Below are 14,090 nucleotides of genomic sequence, written 5' to 3'. Positions count from 1 at the left end.
GGAATGGTAATAATAGTTTTCCAGTTTGCTTCATAATAATAGTAAAAAGAGGAAATAGGCTGCGAAATAAAGAGGATAATATTGTAAAATGGTTGTAAGGAGGGGGAGGAAGGTATGCTAAATTGGATTATGATCGTTGTATTACTTGTAGTGATTACTGTAGTCGCGACGGTGTTAATTGGGCGAAAGGGTGATGCAAATTATAGTAAATCTACAAAGGGGAATATTAGAAGACTTACGATGATTTATATTATACTAGCTGTCGTTTTAATCGTTGGGTTAGGTCTGTATATTTATTTTAAAGGTTAAAAACTGAAAAATACAAAAATCTAAAAATATAAGTATGCTATAATGTTAATATAGTTATTTGGTAATTAAGGAAAGGATTGGATGGAATGATTGAAATTACGAATGTGTCAAAAAGTTATAATGGTTCTACCTATGCAGTAAAAGATTTAAGTTTATCTGTGTCTAGCGGAGAAATCTTTGGATTTTTAGGACCGAATGGTGCCGGTAAATCAACGACAATTAAGATGATTACTGGTATCCATGGGGTGGACAAAGGAACGATTACGATTAATGGTATAGATATTATGAAAAATCCGATGGAAGCGAAAAGGACGTTTGGTTATGTCCCAGATAGTCCAGATATGTTTTTACGATTAAAGGGAATTGAATATTTAAACTTTATGGCAGATATGTATGAAGTGCCGAAAGAAGTAAGACAAGAACGAATAGAATCTTTAGCAAAGAAGTTTGATCTTTATAATGCTTTATCTGATCAAATTCAAAGTTATTCGCACGGTATGAGACAAAAAATCGTTATTATTGGTGTGCTCGTGCATGAGCCAGATGTATGGATTTTAGATGAACCATTAACAGGACTTGATCCGAAATCTGCATATATTTTAAAAGAAATGATGAGAGAGCATGCGGATAAAGGAAAGATTGTATTTTTCTCTACACACGTATTAGAAGTGGCAGAAAAATTATGTGACCGCGTCGCGATTATTAATAAGGGGAATTTGCAGTTCAAAGGGAATTTAGATGAAATGAGAGATCATTTTAAATCCAATGAATCACTTGAAAAAATGTTCTTGGAGATGACGGGCAATGAGTAAAATTTGGACGTTAACGAAAGTATTATTGAAATTAAATTATGCAGATTTTATAACAGATAAGAAGAAGCGATGGGCGTATGTATTTTCATTTGCAGCTATTTTATTTGTCGGCTTTTTACTGTTTGGTTCTATCACGCATGCAATGTATGAGGGAATGATACATTTAGGGCAAGATCCAGGAATGATTATCGCAATGGGACTTGCGATTGCGAGTATATGGGTATTTTTAATGAGTATTACGAACATTTTAACTGTATTTTACTACAGCAATGACATTGAAATGTTACTTCCGTTACCATTAAAACCAGCGCAAATTATTTCGGCAAAATTTTTAACGGTATTAATTACACAATACGTAATGAGTTCATTTATTTTATTACCAATCTTCATTACATACGGTTTAAAAAGTGGCGCATTTATTACATATTACATATATATGATTTTTATTTACTTACTCTTCCCAATCGTGCCGTTAGTATTAGCTTCGTTACTGATGACAATTATTATGAGGTATACAAATATAGCGAAAAATAAAGATCGAGGAAATATATTTATTGGAATCGTAAGTATATTATTTATTGTAGGAATTAACGTATTTATGCAGTGGAGAAATAAAAGTGCGTTTTCTGGAGACGGGGCTGCGGAATATCTTGTAAATAATCAATCTTCTCTTTTAGTACAAATGACAAATTATTTTCCAACTACATATTTTGGAGCAGTGGCATTAGTAGAAAATGCAAATTGGAAGGGACCTTTATATGTAATAATCTTTGCAGTTATTTCATTTGTCTTCTTTGTGTTGTTTTATTACATTGCAGAGCGTACATATTTAAAAGGGGTTATTGGACTTTCAACGAGTACAGCAAAGAAACAAGTTATTTCCGCGGAAGGTTTACAGAAATCAACAGTACAAAGTTCGCATTTAAAAGCGTATGTGAAAAAAGAATTTAAAACGTTATTCCGTACACCACAATTTTTCTTAAATTGCATTGTACAAACTTTCGTTATGCCAATTATGTTGTTCTTTATTTTATTTGTGCAAGATGGAAATTTAAAGTTTATTACAGAGTATATTAACAATCCAGAGACAACGGGATTTGCAATTGGTGTTGGCCTTTGTGCATCTTTATTTTTAATGGGTAGTAACGTCATTGCAACAACGTCATTTTCGCGAGATGGAAGCTCTTGGTTTGTGAATCGTTATTTACCAGTAAAGGCTTCGGATATCTTTTTTGCGAAAGCAATCACTGCTTGGTTAATTAATGTAATTATTTTAGCAGTATTCGGTATTACGATGGCAGTTGTAGCGGGAATTTCTCCAGTATTTATGGTTCTTTGGTTCTTATTAAGTGCGAACGGTTTATTGTTAATTAATTTAATCGGAACACGCTGGGACGCACAAACTGCAGATATTCATTGGGATACAGAGCAGAAATTATTTAAAAGTCGATATACAACTTTGTGGAATTTTTTAGTTAATATTTTAATAGCTTTAATTATTGTGGGGGGAGTAAGTGTATTATACTTCTTCCTTCATGTCGGACTGTGGGTTATGTTTATCGTTTTATTTGTAATGTTTACGATTGTAAATTATATTTTTATTAAAATGTTAAAATTAGGTGCTGAACGTATACTGTCAAATATTCAATAAGAAGATAGATCCTCTGTATTCATGCAGGGGATCTGTGTATAGATGGAGGAGAAAAAGGTGAAGAAAATAGCAATTGTAACAGGGGCAACTCGTCTGAATGGAATTGGTGCAGCTGTATGCAAGGTGCTTGCTCAAAAGGGGATAGACATTTTTTTCACGTACTGGCCAAAGTATGATAAAGCGATGCCATGGGGAATGAGTGATCAAGAACCCTTTTTGCTGAAAGAGGAAATTGAAAGTTACGATGTTCGATGTGAAATGGCAGAAATCAATTTATCGCAGTCTTATTCGCCAAATCGTTTGTTTTATATGGTATCAGAACGGTTAGGTGATCCATCTATTCTAGTTAATAATGCAGTATATTCTATTCATACGAGAATTGAGGAATTAGATGTAGAGCAGTTGGATAAACATTATACAGTTAATGTTCGGGCTACTATGTTATTAAGCTCATTGTTTATAAAACATTATTCACTTAAAACGGGCGGGAGTATTATTAATCTTACTTCAGGACAGTCAGTAGGTCCAATGCCAGATGAACTAGCATATGCAGCAACGAAAGGGGCAATTGAAGCATTTACAAAGTCAGTAGCACCAGTTGCGATGGAGAAGGGGATTACAGTGAATGCTGTAGATCCAGGACCGACGAATACAGGATGGATTACAGAGGAGCTGAAGCATCATTTAGTATGGAAGTTCCCGCAAGGTAGAGTTGGAGAAACAATGGATGCTGCGCGCTTAATTTCTTTTTTAGTAAGTGAAGAAGCGAAATGGGTTACTGGGCAAGTCATTCACTCGAATGGTGGTTATTCATAAAAATATTATGTTAACAAATGTTGAGAAACAAAAAACGAAAGAAAATTTTATTTTTTTGTATAAATAAAATGTCAAGAAAGATAAAAATTTGATAGAAGAGTATATCGTCATATGAAGATAGTAATTCTTAATGTGACAATATACTCTTTTTCTTTTACTTACGAGCAGAAAAATGAAGTAGAAGAAACTCGAATATTCGAATTGATTTATCAGTTTTTGTACGTATTATTATGAAGATTACTGTCGGAAAGATGGTAATTCGTATGAAAAGGGATTTTTTAAGGGGAAATCGAATCGTAAAGGGGAGGATAAATAAAGTAAACATAGGGGGATTTATATGAAAATGAAAAAGGTCGCTATCGCATCGATAACAATTGGTACAATGCTTACTATGGCAGCTTGTAGTCCATCAGCAGATAAAGAGGCAGAAAAGAAAGAGCAAGTAACAGCGCAAAATGAAGGAGAAGCAAAAACGACAAGTGCAGATGAAGCGTCCAAAACAACGAAAGATACTGAAAAAGAAACAAATACTTCTTCAAATGAAAAAACAGATAAAGATGCAAAAAATACGAAAGAATCATCAGGAACAGAAAGTAACGGTAAAACATCAACTCAAAATGAGAATGTGAAAACAAAAGAAAAAGAAACGACAGGAAAAACGAATGACCAAACGACTAGCGGGAAAACAGCAGATCAAAGCACAAGTACAAGCTCAAACACAAACACAAACAATAACGAAAAGACAACGAAAGATCCGAAGAAAAGTGTTGCTGTGAAAACGAACGTTAAAGAAGTGGTGGCATTAATTGATAGCTTGGATAAGCAGTTAGCTGCTAATCCAAAATTGGAAACAGTGAATAAGCTTGGCAAACAAATTAATGAAAAGTGGGACGTGATTGAAAAAGAGCTAGAAGCATCACATCCGACGGATTCTAAAACAATCGGTCAAAGCATGTATCCGTTAATTGTAGGAGCGGAGAAAGAAAAAATCGATATTAATAAAATGAAATCATTAACGACGAAAACGAAAAAAGATTTAAATCAGTTATTGACGAAACTTTCATAGTTTCAAAAGCCTACTCGTGTGAGTAGGCCTTTTTTAGGTTGTTGTAATGTGCACAGTATAACTTATTTATTTTCATTTTCAATTACGATGCGAAAGGAACTGAATGCTTGTTGACTGATATAATCTTCTTCGCTAACTTTAAAAGGAAATGGAAAAGCAACGAGTTGAAAATTACTTTCCTGATCCACTGAAGGCAATGTGAAATTAAAGATTTGTCTTGTTTCAGGTGCAACCTTAGTATAAACGACTTTTCTATTGTTAAATATTTCAACTTGTTTCCAATCTTTAAAAGCCACGATTGCGTAAGTCATTTCATCATTTGTTTCATTACCGCTTGATAAAATTAATTGCTTGCCTTCCTTTTCAAAGAAGACAGTTTGTAAGTTCTCTTCACGGTTCGTAACAAATAATGGTTCGTAAAGACCATCTTTTAAAATAGCATCTGGATCTATAAGGGAGAATTTTATTTTTTCGTTTTCTTTCTGAAGAGGATGCATTGAATATCGCATACTTAGAATATCTTCTAAAATAGCTGCTTTATTTAAGTTATTATCTTTTAATTTGTATTCAGGTTTTTTAATTATTAAAAAGGTTAATTCATTTGCATTAGGAGAGGTGTGTAAAGAGATTTTCGTAGTAATTGAACTGTTTGGTTTCATATCAAAAAAATAGTGTGATATTTCATTAGTAGTATCTTCTATTTTAAAAGGTTTTTGTACGTAATCTTCTAGAACAATTAATCCATATTTTCGGTTTTCATTAATAGTATGTACGAATGATAATGTTACATTAACTCTATTATCCTCACTAGTAATGGTACTACCATTGTTAATATGTTGACCTTGATTATCCTTCAATCCGTAAGAAATAGTATTGGTTTGTTGCTCTCGTTTATTTTCTATGGAAGGTGGATGAGGTTGTATGATTGAAGTATTGAACAAAATATAAATTGTAAGTAATGAAATAAGTAAAACACCGCTAATAATATATATTTGTTTCATAAATAGCACCTCAATATATGTAAAATATTAGAGAAAAAAGATATGCAAGATGCATATCTTTTTTCTCTTTCTTACCAGAAAGCTTTTGTTTCGTGATTCACATCATTATAACCACTTAATTTATAGGTATGATTACCGATAGCGTAATCATCTCCATAATAAATGCTTGTGTTGGTCGCTGTAGCACTTACAAAGGATGATTTTTTTGCACTATTACTTTTCGTATTTACTAATGAGCCATCGCCATTGAAAGTTCTTGCTTTTGCATAAACATAGTCTTCGGTCGTAGTTGATTTCGATTTCGCAACTGCATATGGGTTACCAAAAAAGGGAGTATATACGCTAATGTTAGAGTCATTCTTAGGTGCAGCTGCAACAGTCAAACTAGGAACAATAGATGTTTTTGTTGATTGAATTGTATCAAAGTCAACTAAAATGGGCTGCTTGTCTACAGTATCGACCTCTGAAGCACTTGCGTTATTAGTAAAACCAAAACCTAAAACCGCTAACCCTAAAGTTGTCACCGATAAAGATTTTTTCATATTCACTAATTTTCCCACCTTTTAAAATTTTTGAGTTCGAACTCAATTCATACAATATATGAAAATTTCGAAACTCTCAATGTTTTATCCCATACTTAACTTTTCTTTTATTTTCAATTCAACATATCTTCATTTGGAAAAAAGCGAATATATCTTCTAATGCTTAGCCAGCAAGGAATACAGGTTTAACCTTATGAATTTCGTGTAAATTTAAATCTATTCATGTCATAATCTCTGTTATTTTTAAGTTCATATGGGAAACGTATTAAAAAAAGGATGGTGACAAAAATGACAATTGATCGAATTTGTACAATTGGACCCGCAAGTAATAATAAAGAAACGTTAGCACAGTTAATAAAGAATGGTATGAAAATTGTTCGACTAAATTTATCGCATGGCACGCATGAAAGTCATAAAGACATCATTCGTTTAGTGAAATCATTAGATGACTCTATTAAATTTTTGGGTGATGTACAAGGTCCTAAAATAAGATTAGGTGAAGTGAAGGGAGAGCAAATTACACTTCAGGCAGGAGATCCTTTTATTTTACATACACAACTAGTTACAGGGAGTAATATAGAAGCAAGCGTTGATTATGAAGGAATTGCGAATGATGTGAAAGTAGACAGTAGAATTTTGATTAATGATGGAGAAGTTGAATTAATTGTTGAAAAGATAAGTACGGACAAAATAGAAACAAAGGTCAAAACAGGTGGCAATATCTCATCCCATAAAGGAGTTAATTTACCAGGTGCGGCTGTTAGTTTACCAGCTATTACAGAGAAAGATAAAAAAGATATTCAGTTTCTTTTAGAAGAGAATGTTGATTTTATCGCGTGTTCTTTCGTAAGAAAACCTAGTCATATAAAAGAAATACGAGATTTTATACAACAGTATAAAGAAACGTCACCTAATGTAATTGCAAAAATAGAAACGATGGAAGCAATCGAGAATTTTCAAGATATATGTAAAGAAGCAGATGGAATTATGATTGCAAGGGGCGATTTAGGAGTAGAGTTACCGTATCAATGCATTCCGCTTTTACAGAAAATGATGATTCAGGAATGTAATCGAACGAATACATATGTCATTACAGCAACACAAATGCTTCAATCTATGGTAGATCATTCTATTCCAACAAGGGCAGAGGTGACTGATGTGTTTCAAGCTGTACTGGACGGGACGAATGCAGTTATGCTTTCAGCTGAAAGTGCATCAGGAGAGCATCCAATCGAAAGTGTGAGAACATTACGTCTCGTTTCAGAATTTGCGGAGCATGTTAAAAAAGGTGGACCTTTTGCGATGAAAGATGTACTGCAATTACTGCGTGAGTCTCTGGATGAGTAATAAATAAAAAGAGGGCGGATATGCATCCGCTCTCGTGTTTTTCATTCATACTATTCTTGCTCTTGCTCATCCAAAATCTTTTCAAACGCAGCAGATACTTTATCAAACTCTTCATCATTTTCAATGTATGAAAACTCATTATCTTCTTCTACTTTTAAAAAGAAAATATCAATGTCTTCCTCAGTTTCTGTTTGGATATCTTCAACAAAGGCAACTGCAATATACTCTGCGCCTTCGACATCCATCACTCCAAGTACTTCTACTTCTTGCTCTTCGTTATTCTCATCACTAAGAGTAAACACTTCGCCAACTTCAATATCAGACATATTCATTCTCCTCCTGTTCGACTCTAAAAATAGAGCGCTCAAACTGTATACATACTAATATATCTTTCCATGAAAAACCAAATTCATACATAAGAAAAACGACTGATAGTTCTTTAGTATAAGTATCCAGCTATTAGGAGCATTATTTGTCTGTGCTATATTACTTAATCCATTCAACAATTGTATCCATAGTCTGTCTTGTTTTATCACGCTTTGGCTCTTCTTTACGGTAACCAAAGGCAACCATAAATGATACTTCAAGATTATCGCCTTGTATAATGCCTTCTTGACGAAGTAAAGTATCTACTTCCTCTTTATCAAATCCTTCTATTGGACAAGAATCAATACCGATTTGAGCTGCGCTCGTCATCATATTACCTAAAGCAATATAAGTTTGTTTAGATGCCCAATCAAATACAGCACGATCGGATTGTAATAAGTTAAAATCTGATTCCTGGAACTTTTTGAAGAATTCATATCTAATTTTTTGAGTGTCTTCAGGCAATCCAATAATATCGTTCATCATATATTTAATATACTCTGCATCATAGTGCATATCTTTAATGTTTCTTGAAAGAACAATGACGAAGTGGCTTGCTGTTGCAAGTTGCCCACCAGCGCCCCATGAATATGGTTGTAGTTTTTCTCTTAATTCTTTATTTTGTACGACAATAAATTTCCAAGGTTCATATCCAAAAGAAGAAGGAGATAATCTGCCTGTTTCTAAAATGAATTTAAAATCCTCTTCTGAAATTTTGTGCATAGGATCGAACTCTTTACATGCATGTCTGAAATGAAAAGCCTCCATAATCTTTTCTTTTGTAATTTCGTTTGTATTTGTCATAAAAGTTCCTCTTTTCATAAATTTATTTTTGTAAGTAAATTATATTTTTAAAGTAACATAGATACAAGTACGCACATTTATGTGGTATAGTATCAAAAAAGATACTATTGATAAGGGAAGGGATTTATTATGGATTGTCCAAACGAAAATAATATAAATTACCCATTTTTAAACAAATATTCTTGTCCAGTTGAAGCGATGGTTGAGGTTATTGGTGGAAAATGGAAAGGTGTTATTTTGTATCATTTATTAGATGGGAAAAAGAGGTTTAATGAATTAAAAAGATTAAAACCTAATATCACACAAAGAATGTTAACACTTCAGCTTAGAGAACTTGAAGCAGATGGCATCATACATCGCGAAGTATACCGTGAAGTGCCGCCAAAAGTAGAATATTCATTAACTGAGCTTGGGGAATCTCTTCGTCCAGTAATTCTATTAATGATGGAATGGGCAACCCATAATATGGAGAAAGTCTTGGAGACTAGGAATACGAAAAATAATAATTAAGAGTTGAAATTGGTATAGACGAGATATGTGAAATAGTTGTAGAAATAAAAGGTGTTTTCCATATGTGAAGACACCTTTTATTTTCATGTTTTTTACTTTTTAACATCAACTGCTGAAATTGCGAAGTCATTCAAGTTTACAGTTTTGCCATACCAATCAGCGTGTTTAAAAACAACACCTTTTCCATATCCTTCAGTTGAAGTATGTTCCCATAGCGTTGTTGAATAGCTAGCAGTAGGGGATGCTGTACTTATGGAAGAAATTCTATTTTGCCAACTAGGAGGCAAATTTTTAAAACCACTGCTATGAGAAAAATACTCGCCACCTTTATTTGCATGTTCATAGAAGTCTGTACTATTAGGTCCGCTCCCGCCAACCCCAAGGGGAGTAATTGTATTATTCAATCTTTGTTTATCTTTTTCAATAAAAGACTCTAAACTTTCTTTGCTCGAAAATCCATAAGATAACCAGTCTCCATTTTGATTTTGTTTCGGTAGTACTAACGTTATTTTTATGTCTTCCTTTAATGGCGCACTCAATTTGTTAAACGAATCTACAGTCTTTTCATCTACAGTTACATATTCAAAAGAGGTAATCGAATAATCCTTTTCGGTACTAGCTGATACTAATCCCACTCCTCCAGTTAACGACGAAACAGTTAATAATGCACCTGCTATCAACTTTTTCAGCATGGATTCATCTCCTTAAAACTTAGATTTTTTTCATAACTAAAATGTATGTTAATTTGAATGTATTATAAATATTTAGAAATTTATAAATATTAAACAGAATATTCTTTTATTATTCTGGAGTAAGGAAAGTAATTAAAAATGAAAAAAGGTTTACTTAAAAAGTAAATCCTTTTTGCTGACCTATTTCAAAATTCAATGGATTAAAGTTTCATTTTATCCATCTATGAATCATAAACTTCTTTTGCATTCGTAGAAGCAGCATCTAATAAAAGTAAAATGGCTGCTATCATATGTAGAACGAGGTCTATATAAGGGAAAAAGGCAACTAGAGTAACGATAATACCGATATAATGAGGGCACGTATTCATGTCTTCTTTTTTAGCTAATAAAAAAGTAGTGATATGTAAAGCAATCAATAGTAGTAAAATTATCCCATCTAAGTTAACAAGTTCCTGAAATAAATAATAACAAGGAAGTAATAAAAGATGAGAGATCCCTGTGGTCCACTTTAGTGCTTGTATGTAGACTTTCAAAATAAATCCTCCTAAAATAATTAATATCTGTATATCACCAAAAATAATAGGTAATTGGATATTATATATTTTTAGTTTTAAGTAGCTTGTAATTATTTTATGTAAACTAATTATTGATTATCTATAAAATAGGAAAGCCACCCAAACGAGGGTGGTTTGTATTATAAATAACTGCTTAAAGAAGAAAGGGAGACCTTCACTTCACTACCTTCTTTCATATTTCTTAGCATAACGGTTTCTGTACTAAGTTCTTCTTCACCAATAATAAGCACATAAGGGATATTCTCTTTATTGGCATAATTAAGGGCACGTTTTAATTTGCGTCCTGCTAGTTCTAGTTCGATTTTTAACGAAGTAGTGGTGCGTAATTGCTGGGCAATTTGTAAGCATTGTAACTCTGTCCCGAGTGGGATGATAAATAGATCCGCTGTAGATGGGTTTGTTTCTTTCTGCGATAGTGCTGTATAAATAACGTCTAAACCGAATGAAATACCGACTGTTGGATAGTTCATATTATCACCACGGAATGCTCCGATAATGTTATCGTAACGGCCGCCGCTACCGATGCTGGATGTAATCGATCCATCTTATAAAAGATTTCATATACGGTGCCAGTATACATTGTGAGTCCTCTTGCTAAAAACGGATTGAATATCGTATTTTCATTTATTCTGAGAGCGATTAAATATTGCTGTAATTGTTGCAATTCGTTTACTCCATCGGCAACGAGTTGGTTATTGAAAGCTTCTTTAAAGTCGGCAATTGAAAGTTTTAGACAAGATAATACGGTATTACATATCGTATCAGCCATTTCTTCAGAAATTTCGCGTTCTAATACATCTTTTCGTACACCATCAATCCCAATCTTTTCGATTTTATCTAATGATAAAATGACGTCACTCGTTAACTCAGTAGGGATGTTAATGAACTCGAGAATACCGTTTAACAATTTTCGGTTATTATATTGGATCGTTACTTCTAAGTTTAATGTTCGGAACAGCTCAAACGCCATGCTCATGAGTTCCGCTTCAGCCATGACTGATTCTACACCGACTATATCAACGTCGCATTGTATAAATTCACGAAATCTTCCTTGTTTAATTGGCCCATCTCGAAATACTTTCCCAATTTCATAACGTTTAAACGGAAGGCGGATATTCTGATTCATTGCCACAACTTTTGCGAATGGAATAGTTAAATCGTATCGTAACGCAAGGTCACGTTTTCCTTGATCCTCAAGTTTATATATTTCTTTTAATATTTCATCGCCACCACCGTACTTGTAAGACATAAGCTCATACATATTTAACGTTGGTGTCTCTAACGGCTTGCATCCGTATCGTTCAAACGTATCTTCACAAGCCCTTTTAATTTTATTTCGCAGCACTTGCTCCTCTGGTAAATAGTCTTTCGTTCCTTTTACATTTCTCATTTCCATCATAATCACTCCTTTTTTAAATTAAAAAAGCTATGCAGGTATAAAAATACCCACATAGCTTTATGAACGCTTCGTGGGTCAACAGGAAAAGCCCTGTACCCACGAAGAAAAATTTTTCTTCGGATACACGGCGTTACGTATGATGATGAAGTTGGAAAGAAGTATTAAAATTTCTCATTACAAATCTCTCCTTAACATAAGTTTTTCCAAATTATATCAGATGATTTTTCAATTATCAATATTTTTAGTTTTGAAAAATACGTGAAGTTATGTAGGAGAAATGGAAAAGGGTGTATAATAAAAGCAAAATTAATGTTATGAAATGACTTTTTAAGGAGAAACCCATGAAAAAAGATAAAACAAATGCGATGCGAATATTAGATAAAGAGAAAATTGAATATTCGATGATGTCATATGATCCAGGTGATGGGAAAATTGATGGCGTATCAGTAGCCGAGAAAATTGGAAGAGAAGTGAAAGAAGTATATAAAACGTTAATCGCTCAAGGGAATAGTAAAAATTATCATGTGTTTATCATCCCGGTAGATGAGGAACTAAATTTAAAAGCTGCGGCAAAATCAGTAAGTGAAAAAAAGATTGAAATGATTCCTGTTAAAGATATTACGAAAGTGTCAGGGTATATTCGCGGTGGTTGTTCGCCAGTCGGAATGAAAAAGCTATTTTCTACATGTATCGATGAAAGCGCCCAATCACTTGAAACGATGATAGTAAGCGGCGGGAAAATCGGTATACAAATTGAGCTTAAAGTTGATGACTTGGTGAAAGTGACGAGAGCGCAGTTTGGTGAGATAACGAAATAAATAGTAAGACTTGAAGGGATATAGAATCCTTTTACAAATGGGAATGAAAAAAGGGATGTGTGAGACACATTCTTTTTTTATTTGTAGAGAAAAGAATTCATATTAGCATCGGATTTTTAATTTCTATATTAAATTTTATATATTTGAGCACAGTTTTCTTTAAATGCTTTTGAACAAATTATCAAATATGTATTATTGCATAAATAAATTACAATTTATAAGTTAATATTAAACTACTTTTAAATTGTAAAGAATATTTTAATAATCTTTATAAGAGAAGGATATTCCTTGTAAAAAGTGAAATTGTTTGGAATGTGAATAAACAAAAAGTTTAGAAGTGATACAGACTGGATAGAGTCTTGTATTAAATAAACAGAAAAGGGGTATGGGTTTCTAAAAGGTTTCGGGGGTTAGAAAGCGCTTTTTAGTTAATAGCTTCAAATTATATTTTAAAGGGGAATGGGTATATGAAGTTTCGAAATACAAAGATTGCTATGATTACACTATCTTCATTTTTTATTTTAGGTTCTGCATCTCTATCATTCACAGATACTATACACGGTGAAGTAGCTCCTGCATCAGCACAAGAGATTATTGTAAAAAGTTATGACGATACATATTATAATAACGCAATAGGAAAAACGGGCTTAGAATTAAAGAAGGAACTGCATAATATTATTGATAATCATACAAAGTTATCATACAGTGCGGTTTGGGAAGCACTAAGAGATACTGATGAAGATCCAAATAATAAAAATAATGTGATACTCTTATATACTGGTCGTTCGCAAGGGAAGCTTACGAATGGATCAGGAGTAAATAACTGGAACCGTGAGCATGTTTGGGCAAAATCTCACGGTGACTTTGGAACGACTGCAGGACCTGGAACAGATCTACATCATTTAAGAGCGACGGATGTATCTGTAAATAGTTCACGTGGAAATCTGGATTTTGATAACGGTGGTGTAAATCATTCTGAAGCGACAGAATGTAAATATGATAGTGATTCTTGGGAACCTCGTGATAGTGTAAAAGGAGATATTGCTAGAATGCTGTTTTATATGGCTGTTCGTTACGAGGGGGACAACGGCGAAATAGATTTAGAACTAAATGAAAAAGTGAATAACAATAAAGATGCATACATGGGGAAACTATCTGTTTTATTAAAATGGAATGAACAAGACCCGGTCGATGATTTAGAGCGAAAGCGTAATGAAGTGATTTTTACAAAATATCAACATAACCGCAATCCTTTTATTGATCATCCTGAATGGGTAAATAAAATTTGGAACTAAGATTTTTAAAGGTATTATATTTTGATAAAAGGGATTGATCATTATGATCAATCCCTTCTTATATGTTTACTAGAATAAATGATTTTT

At 33.1% G+C, this 14,090-nt stretch carries 15 protein-coding genes and 1 pseudogene; 9 read left to right on the top strand and 7 right to left on the bottom strand.

Annotated elements, in window-relative coordinates; all coding sequences use genetic code 11:
* Positions 1-114: 114 nt before the first annotated feature.
* The 5 genes from MR143_RS23780 to MR143_RS23760 all read left to right on the top strand — a co-directional run bounded on the left by MR143_RS23780 (position 115) and on the right by MR143_RS23760 (position 4,654).
* Entirely contained in the window at positions 115-309 is a 195-nt protein-coding gene (locus MR143_RS23780) for a hypothetical protein (protein WP_000935864.1), read from the top strand.
* Positions 310-395: 86 nt separating this feature from the next.
* A complete protein-coding gene (locus MR143_RS23775) occupies positions 396-1,121 on the top strand; it encodes an ABC transporter ATP-binding protein (protein ID WP_199717846.1) in 726 nt (241 codons plus the stop codon).
* Positions 1,114-2,772 (top strand): putative ABC transporter permease subunit, encoded by a 1,659-nt coding sequence (locus tag MR143_RS23770; protein WP_000036868.1) that lies wholly within the window; start codon positions 1,114-1,116, stop codon positions 2,770-2,772. The genes MR143_RS23775 and MR143_RS23770 overlap by 8 nt, the downstream gene beginning before the upstream one ends.
* A 57-nt stretch (positions 2,773-2,829) precedes the next feature.
* Positions 2,830-3,588 carry an SDR family oxidoreductase gene (locus tag MR143_RS23765; RefSeq protein ID WP_002164101.1) on the top strand — a complete coding sequence of 253 codons (759 nt, stop codon included), beginning with the start codon at positions 2,830-2,832 and terminating at the stop codon, positions 3,586-3,588.
* 337 nt (positions 3,589-3,925) lie between these two features.
* Positions 3,926-4,654 (top strand): hypothetical protein, encoded by a 729-nt coding sequence (locus MR143_RS23760; RefSeq protein ID WP_000782526.1) that lies wholly within the window; start codon positions 3,926-3,928, stop codon positions 4,652-4,654.
* A 62-nt stretch (positions 4,655-4,716) separates the two neighbouring features.
* Here the strand turns inward: MR143_RS23760 and MR143_RS23755 are convergent, their stop codons facing one another.
* Together MR143_RS23755 and MR143_RS23750 are read right to left on the bottom strand one after the other, a co-directional pair.
* Positions 4,717-5,655, bottom strand: coding sequence for a hypothetical protein (locus MR143_RS23755; RefSeq protein WP_000810172.1), 939 nt, complete (start codon positions 5,653-5,655; stop codon positions 4,717-4,719).
* Positions 5,656-5,726: 71 nt separating this feature from the next.
* Entirely contained in the window at positions 5,727-6,203 is a 477-nt protein-coding gene (locus MR143_RS23750) for a XoxI protein (RefSeq protein ID WP_151522578.1), read from the bottom strand.
* Positions 6,204-6,485: 282 nt separating this feature from the next.
* Between MR143_RS23750 and MR143_RS23745 the strand changes: the two genes are divergently transcribed.
* On the top strand, positions 6,486-7,544 hold the full coding sequence (locus tag MR143_RS23745) for a pyruvate kinase (protein WP_000151073.1): 1,059 nt from the start codon (positions 6,486-6,488) through the stop codon (positions 7,542-7,544).
* A gap of 50 nt (positions 7,545-7,594) precedes the next feature.
* Here MR143_RS23745 and MR143_RS23740 read toward each other — a convergent pair whose 3' ends face one another.
* Both MR143_RS23740 and MR143_RS23735 read right to left on the bottom strand, forming a co-directional pair.
* Entirely contained in the window at positions 7,595-7,876 is a 282-nt protein-coding gene (locus MR143_RS23740) for a DUF1292 domain-containing protein (RefSeq protein ID WP_003301955.1), read from the bottom strand.
* Between the two features lie 154 nt (positions 7,877-8,030).
* Positions 8,031-8,714, bottom strand: coding sequence for an NAD(P)H-dependent oxidoreductase (locus MR143_RS23735; RefSeq protein WP_199717845.1), 684 nt, complete (start codon positions 8,712-8,714; stop codon positions 8,031-8,033).
* A gap of 129 nt (positions 8,715-8,843) precedes the next feature.
* On the opposite strand from MR143_RS23735, the gene MR143_RS23730 reads away from it, so the two are divergent.
* On the top strand, positions 8,844-9,224 hold the full coding sequence (locus tag MR143_RS23730; RefSeq protein ID WP_199717844.1) for a winged helix-turn-helix transcriptional regulator: 381 nt from the start codon (positions 8,844-8,846) through the stop codon (positions 9,222-9,224).
* Positions 9,225-9,316: 92 nt separating this feature from the next.
* Here MR143_RS23730 and MR143_RS23725 read toward each other — a convergent pair whose 3' ends face one another.
* The 3 genes and pseudogenes from MR143_RS23725 to MR143_RS23715 form a co-directional block, all read right to left on the bottom strand.
* Positions 9,317-9,916 (bottom strand): hypothetical protein, encoded by a 600-nt coding sequence (locus MR143_RS23725; protein WP_074593374.1) that lies wholly within the window; start codon positions 9,914-9,916, stop codon positions 9,317-9,319.
* Positions 9,917-10,137: 221 nt separating this feature from the next.
* The gene (locus tag MR143_RS23720; protein WP_000870307.1) at positions 10,138-10,449 is read right to left on the bottom strand and encodes a hypothetical protein; all 312 of its coding nucleotides are present in this window, start codon (positions 10,447-10,449) and stop codon (positions 10,138-10,140) included.
* A 161-nt stretch (positions 10,450-10,610) separates the two neighbouring features.
* Positions 10,611-11,887, bottom strand: a pseudogene (locus MR143_RS23715) (histidine--tRNA ligase).
* Positions 11,888-12,231: 344 nt separating this feature from the next.
* Here MR143_RS23715 and ybaK point away from each other — a divergent pair.
* Positions 12,232-12,708: a Cys-tRNA(Pro) deacylase gene (gene ybaK / locus MR143_RS23710; protein ID WP_089149241.1), complete on the top strand. Its 477-nt coding sequence runs from the start codon at positions 12,232-12,234 to the stop codon at positions 12,706-12,708.
* A 467-nt stretch (positions 12,709-13,175) separates the two neighbouring features.
* Positions 13,176-14,003 (top strand): endonuclease I family protein, encoded by an 828-nt coding sequence (locus MR143_RS23705; RefSeq protein ID WP_000672179.1) that lies wholly within the window; start codon positions 13,176-13,178, stop codon positions 14,001-14,003.
* Positions 14,004-14,090 lie beyond the last annotated feature (87 nt).

It is taken from the genome of Bacillus cereus group sp. BfR-BA-01347 (assembly GCF_022663835.1).
Lineage (GTDB): Bacteria > Bacillota > Bacilli > Bacillales > Bacillaceae_G > Bacillus_A > Bacillus_A thuringiensis_K.
The sequence above is the reverse complement of the archived record's forward strand: the minus strand, read 5'-3'. Positions and strand labels throughout refer to the sequence as shown.

Bases quoted from the DNA above. Each gene is read 5' to 3' on its own strand.
- MR143_RS23780 (WP_000935864.1), top strand. From the start codon at position 115: ATGCTAAATTGGATTATGATCGTTGTATTACTTGTAGTGATTACTGTA.
- MR143_RS23775 (WP_199717846.1), top strand. From the start codon at position 396: ATGATTGAAATTACGAATGTGTCAAAAAGTTATAATGGTTCTACCTAT.
- MR143_RS23770 (WP_000036868.1), top strand. From the start codon at position 1,114: ATGAGTAAAATTTGGACGTTAACGAAAGTATTATTGAAATTAAATTAT.
- MR143_RS23760 (WP_000782526.1), top strand. From the start codon at position 3,926: ATGAAAATGAAAAAGGTCGCTATCGCATCGATAACAATTGGTACAATG.
- MR143_RS23755 (WP_000810172.1), bottom strand. From the start codon at position 5,655: ATGAAACAAATATATATTATTAGCGGTGTTTTACTTATTTCATTACTT.
- MR143_RS23745 (WP_000151073.1), top strand. From the start codon at position 6,486: ATGACAATTGATCGAATTTGTACAATTGGACCCGCAAGTAATAATAAA.
- MR143_RS23740 (WP_003301955.1), bottom strand. From the start codon at position 7,876: ATGAATATGTCTGATATTGAAGTTGGCGAAGTGTTTACTCTTAGTGAT.
- MR143_RS23735 (WP_199717845.1), bottom strand. From the start codon at position 8,714: ATGACAAATACAAACGAAATTACAAAAGAAAAGATTATGGAGGCTTTT.
- MR143_RS23730 (WP_199717844.1), top strand. From the start codon at position 8,844: ATGGATTGTCCAAACGAAAATAATATAAATTACCCATTTTTAAACAAA.
- MR143_RS23725 (WP_074593374.1), bottom strand. From the start codon at position 9,916: ATGCTGAAAAAGTTGATAGCAGGTGCATTATTAACTGTTTCGTCGTTA.
- ybaK (WP_089149241.1), top strand. From the start codon at position 12,232: ATGAAAAAAGATAAAACAAATGCGATGCGAATATTAGATAAAGAGAAA.
- MR143_RS23705 (WP_000672179.1), top strand. From the start codon at position 13,176: ATGAAGTTTCGAAATACAAAGATTGCTATGATTACACTATCTTCATTT.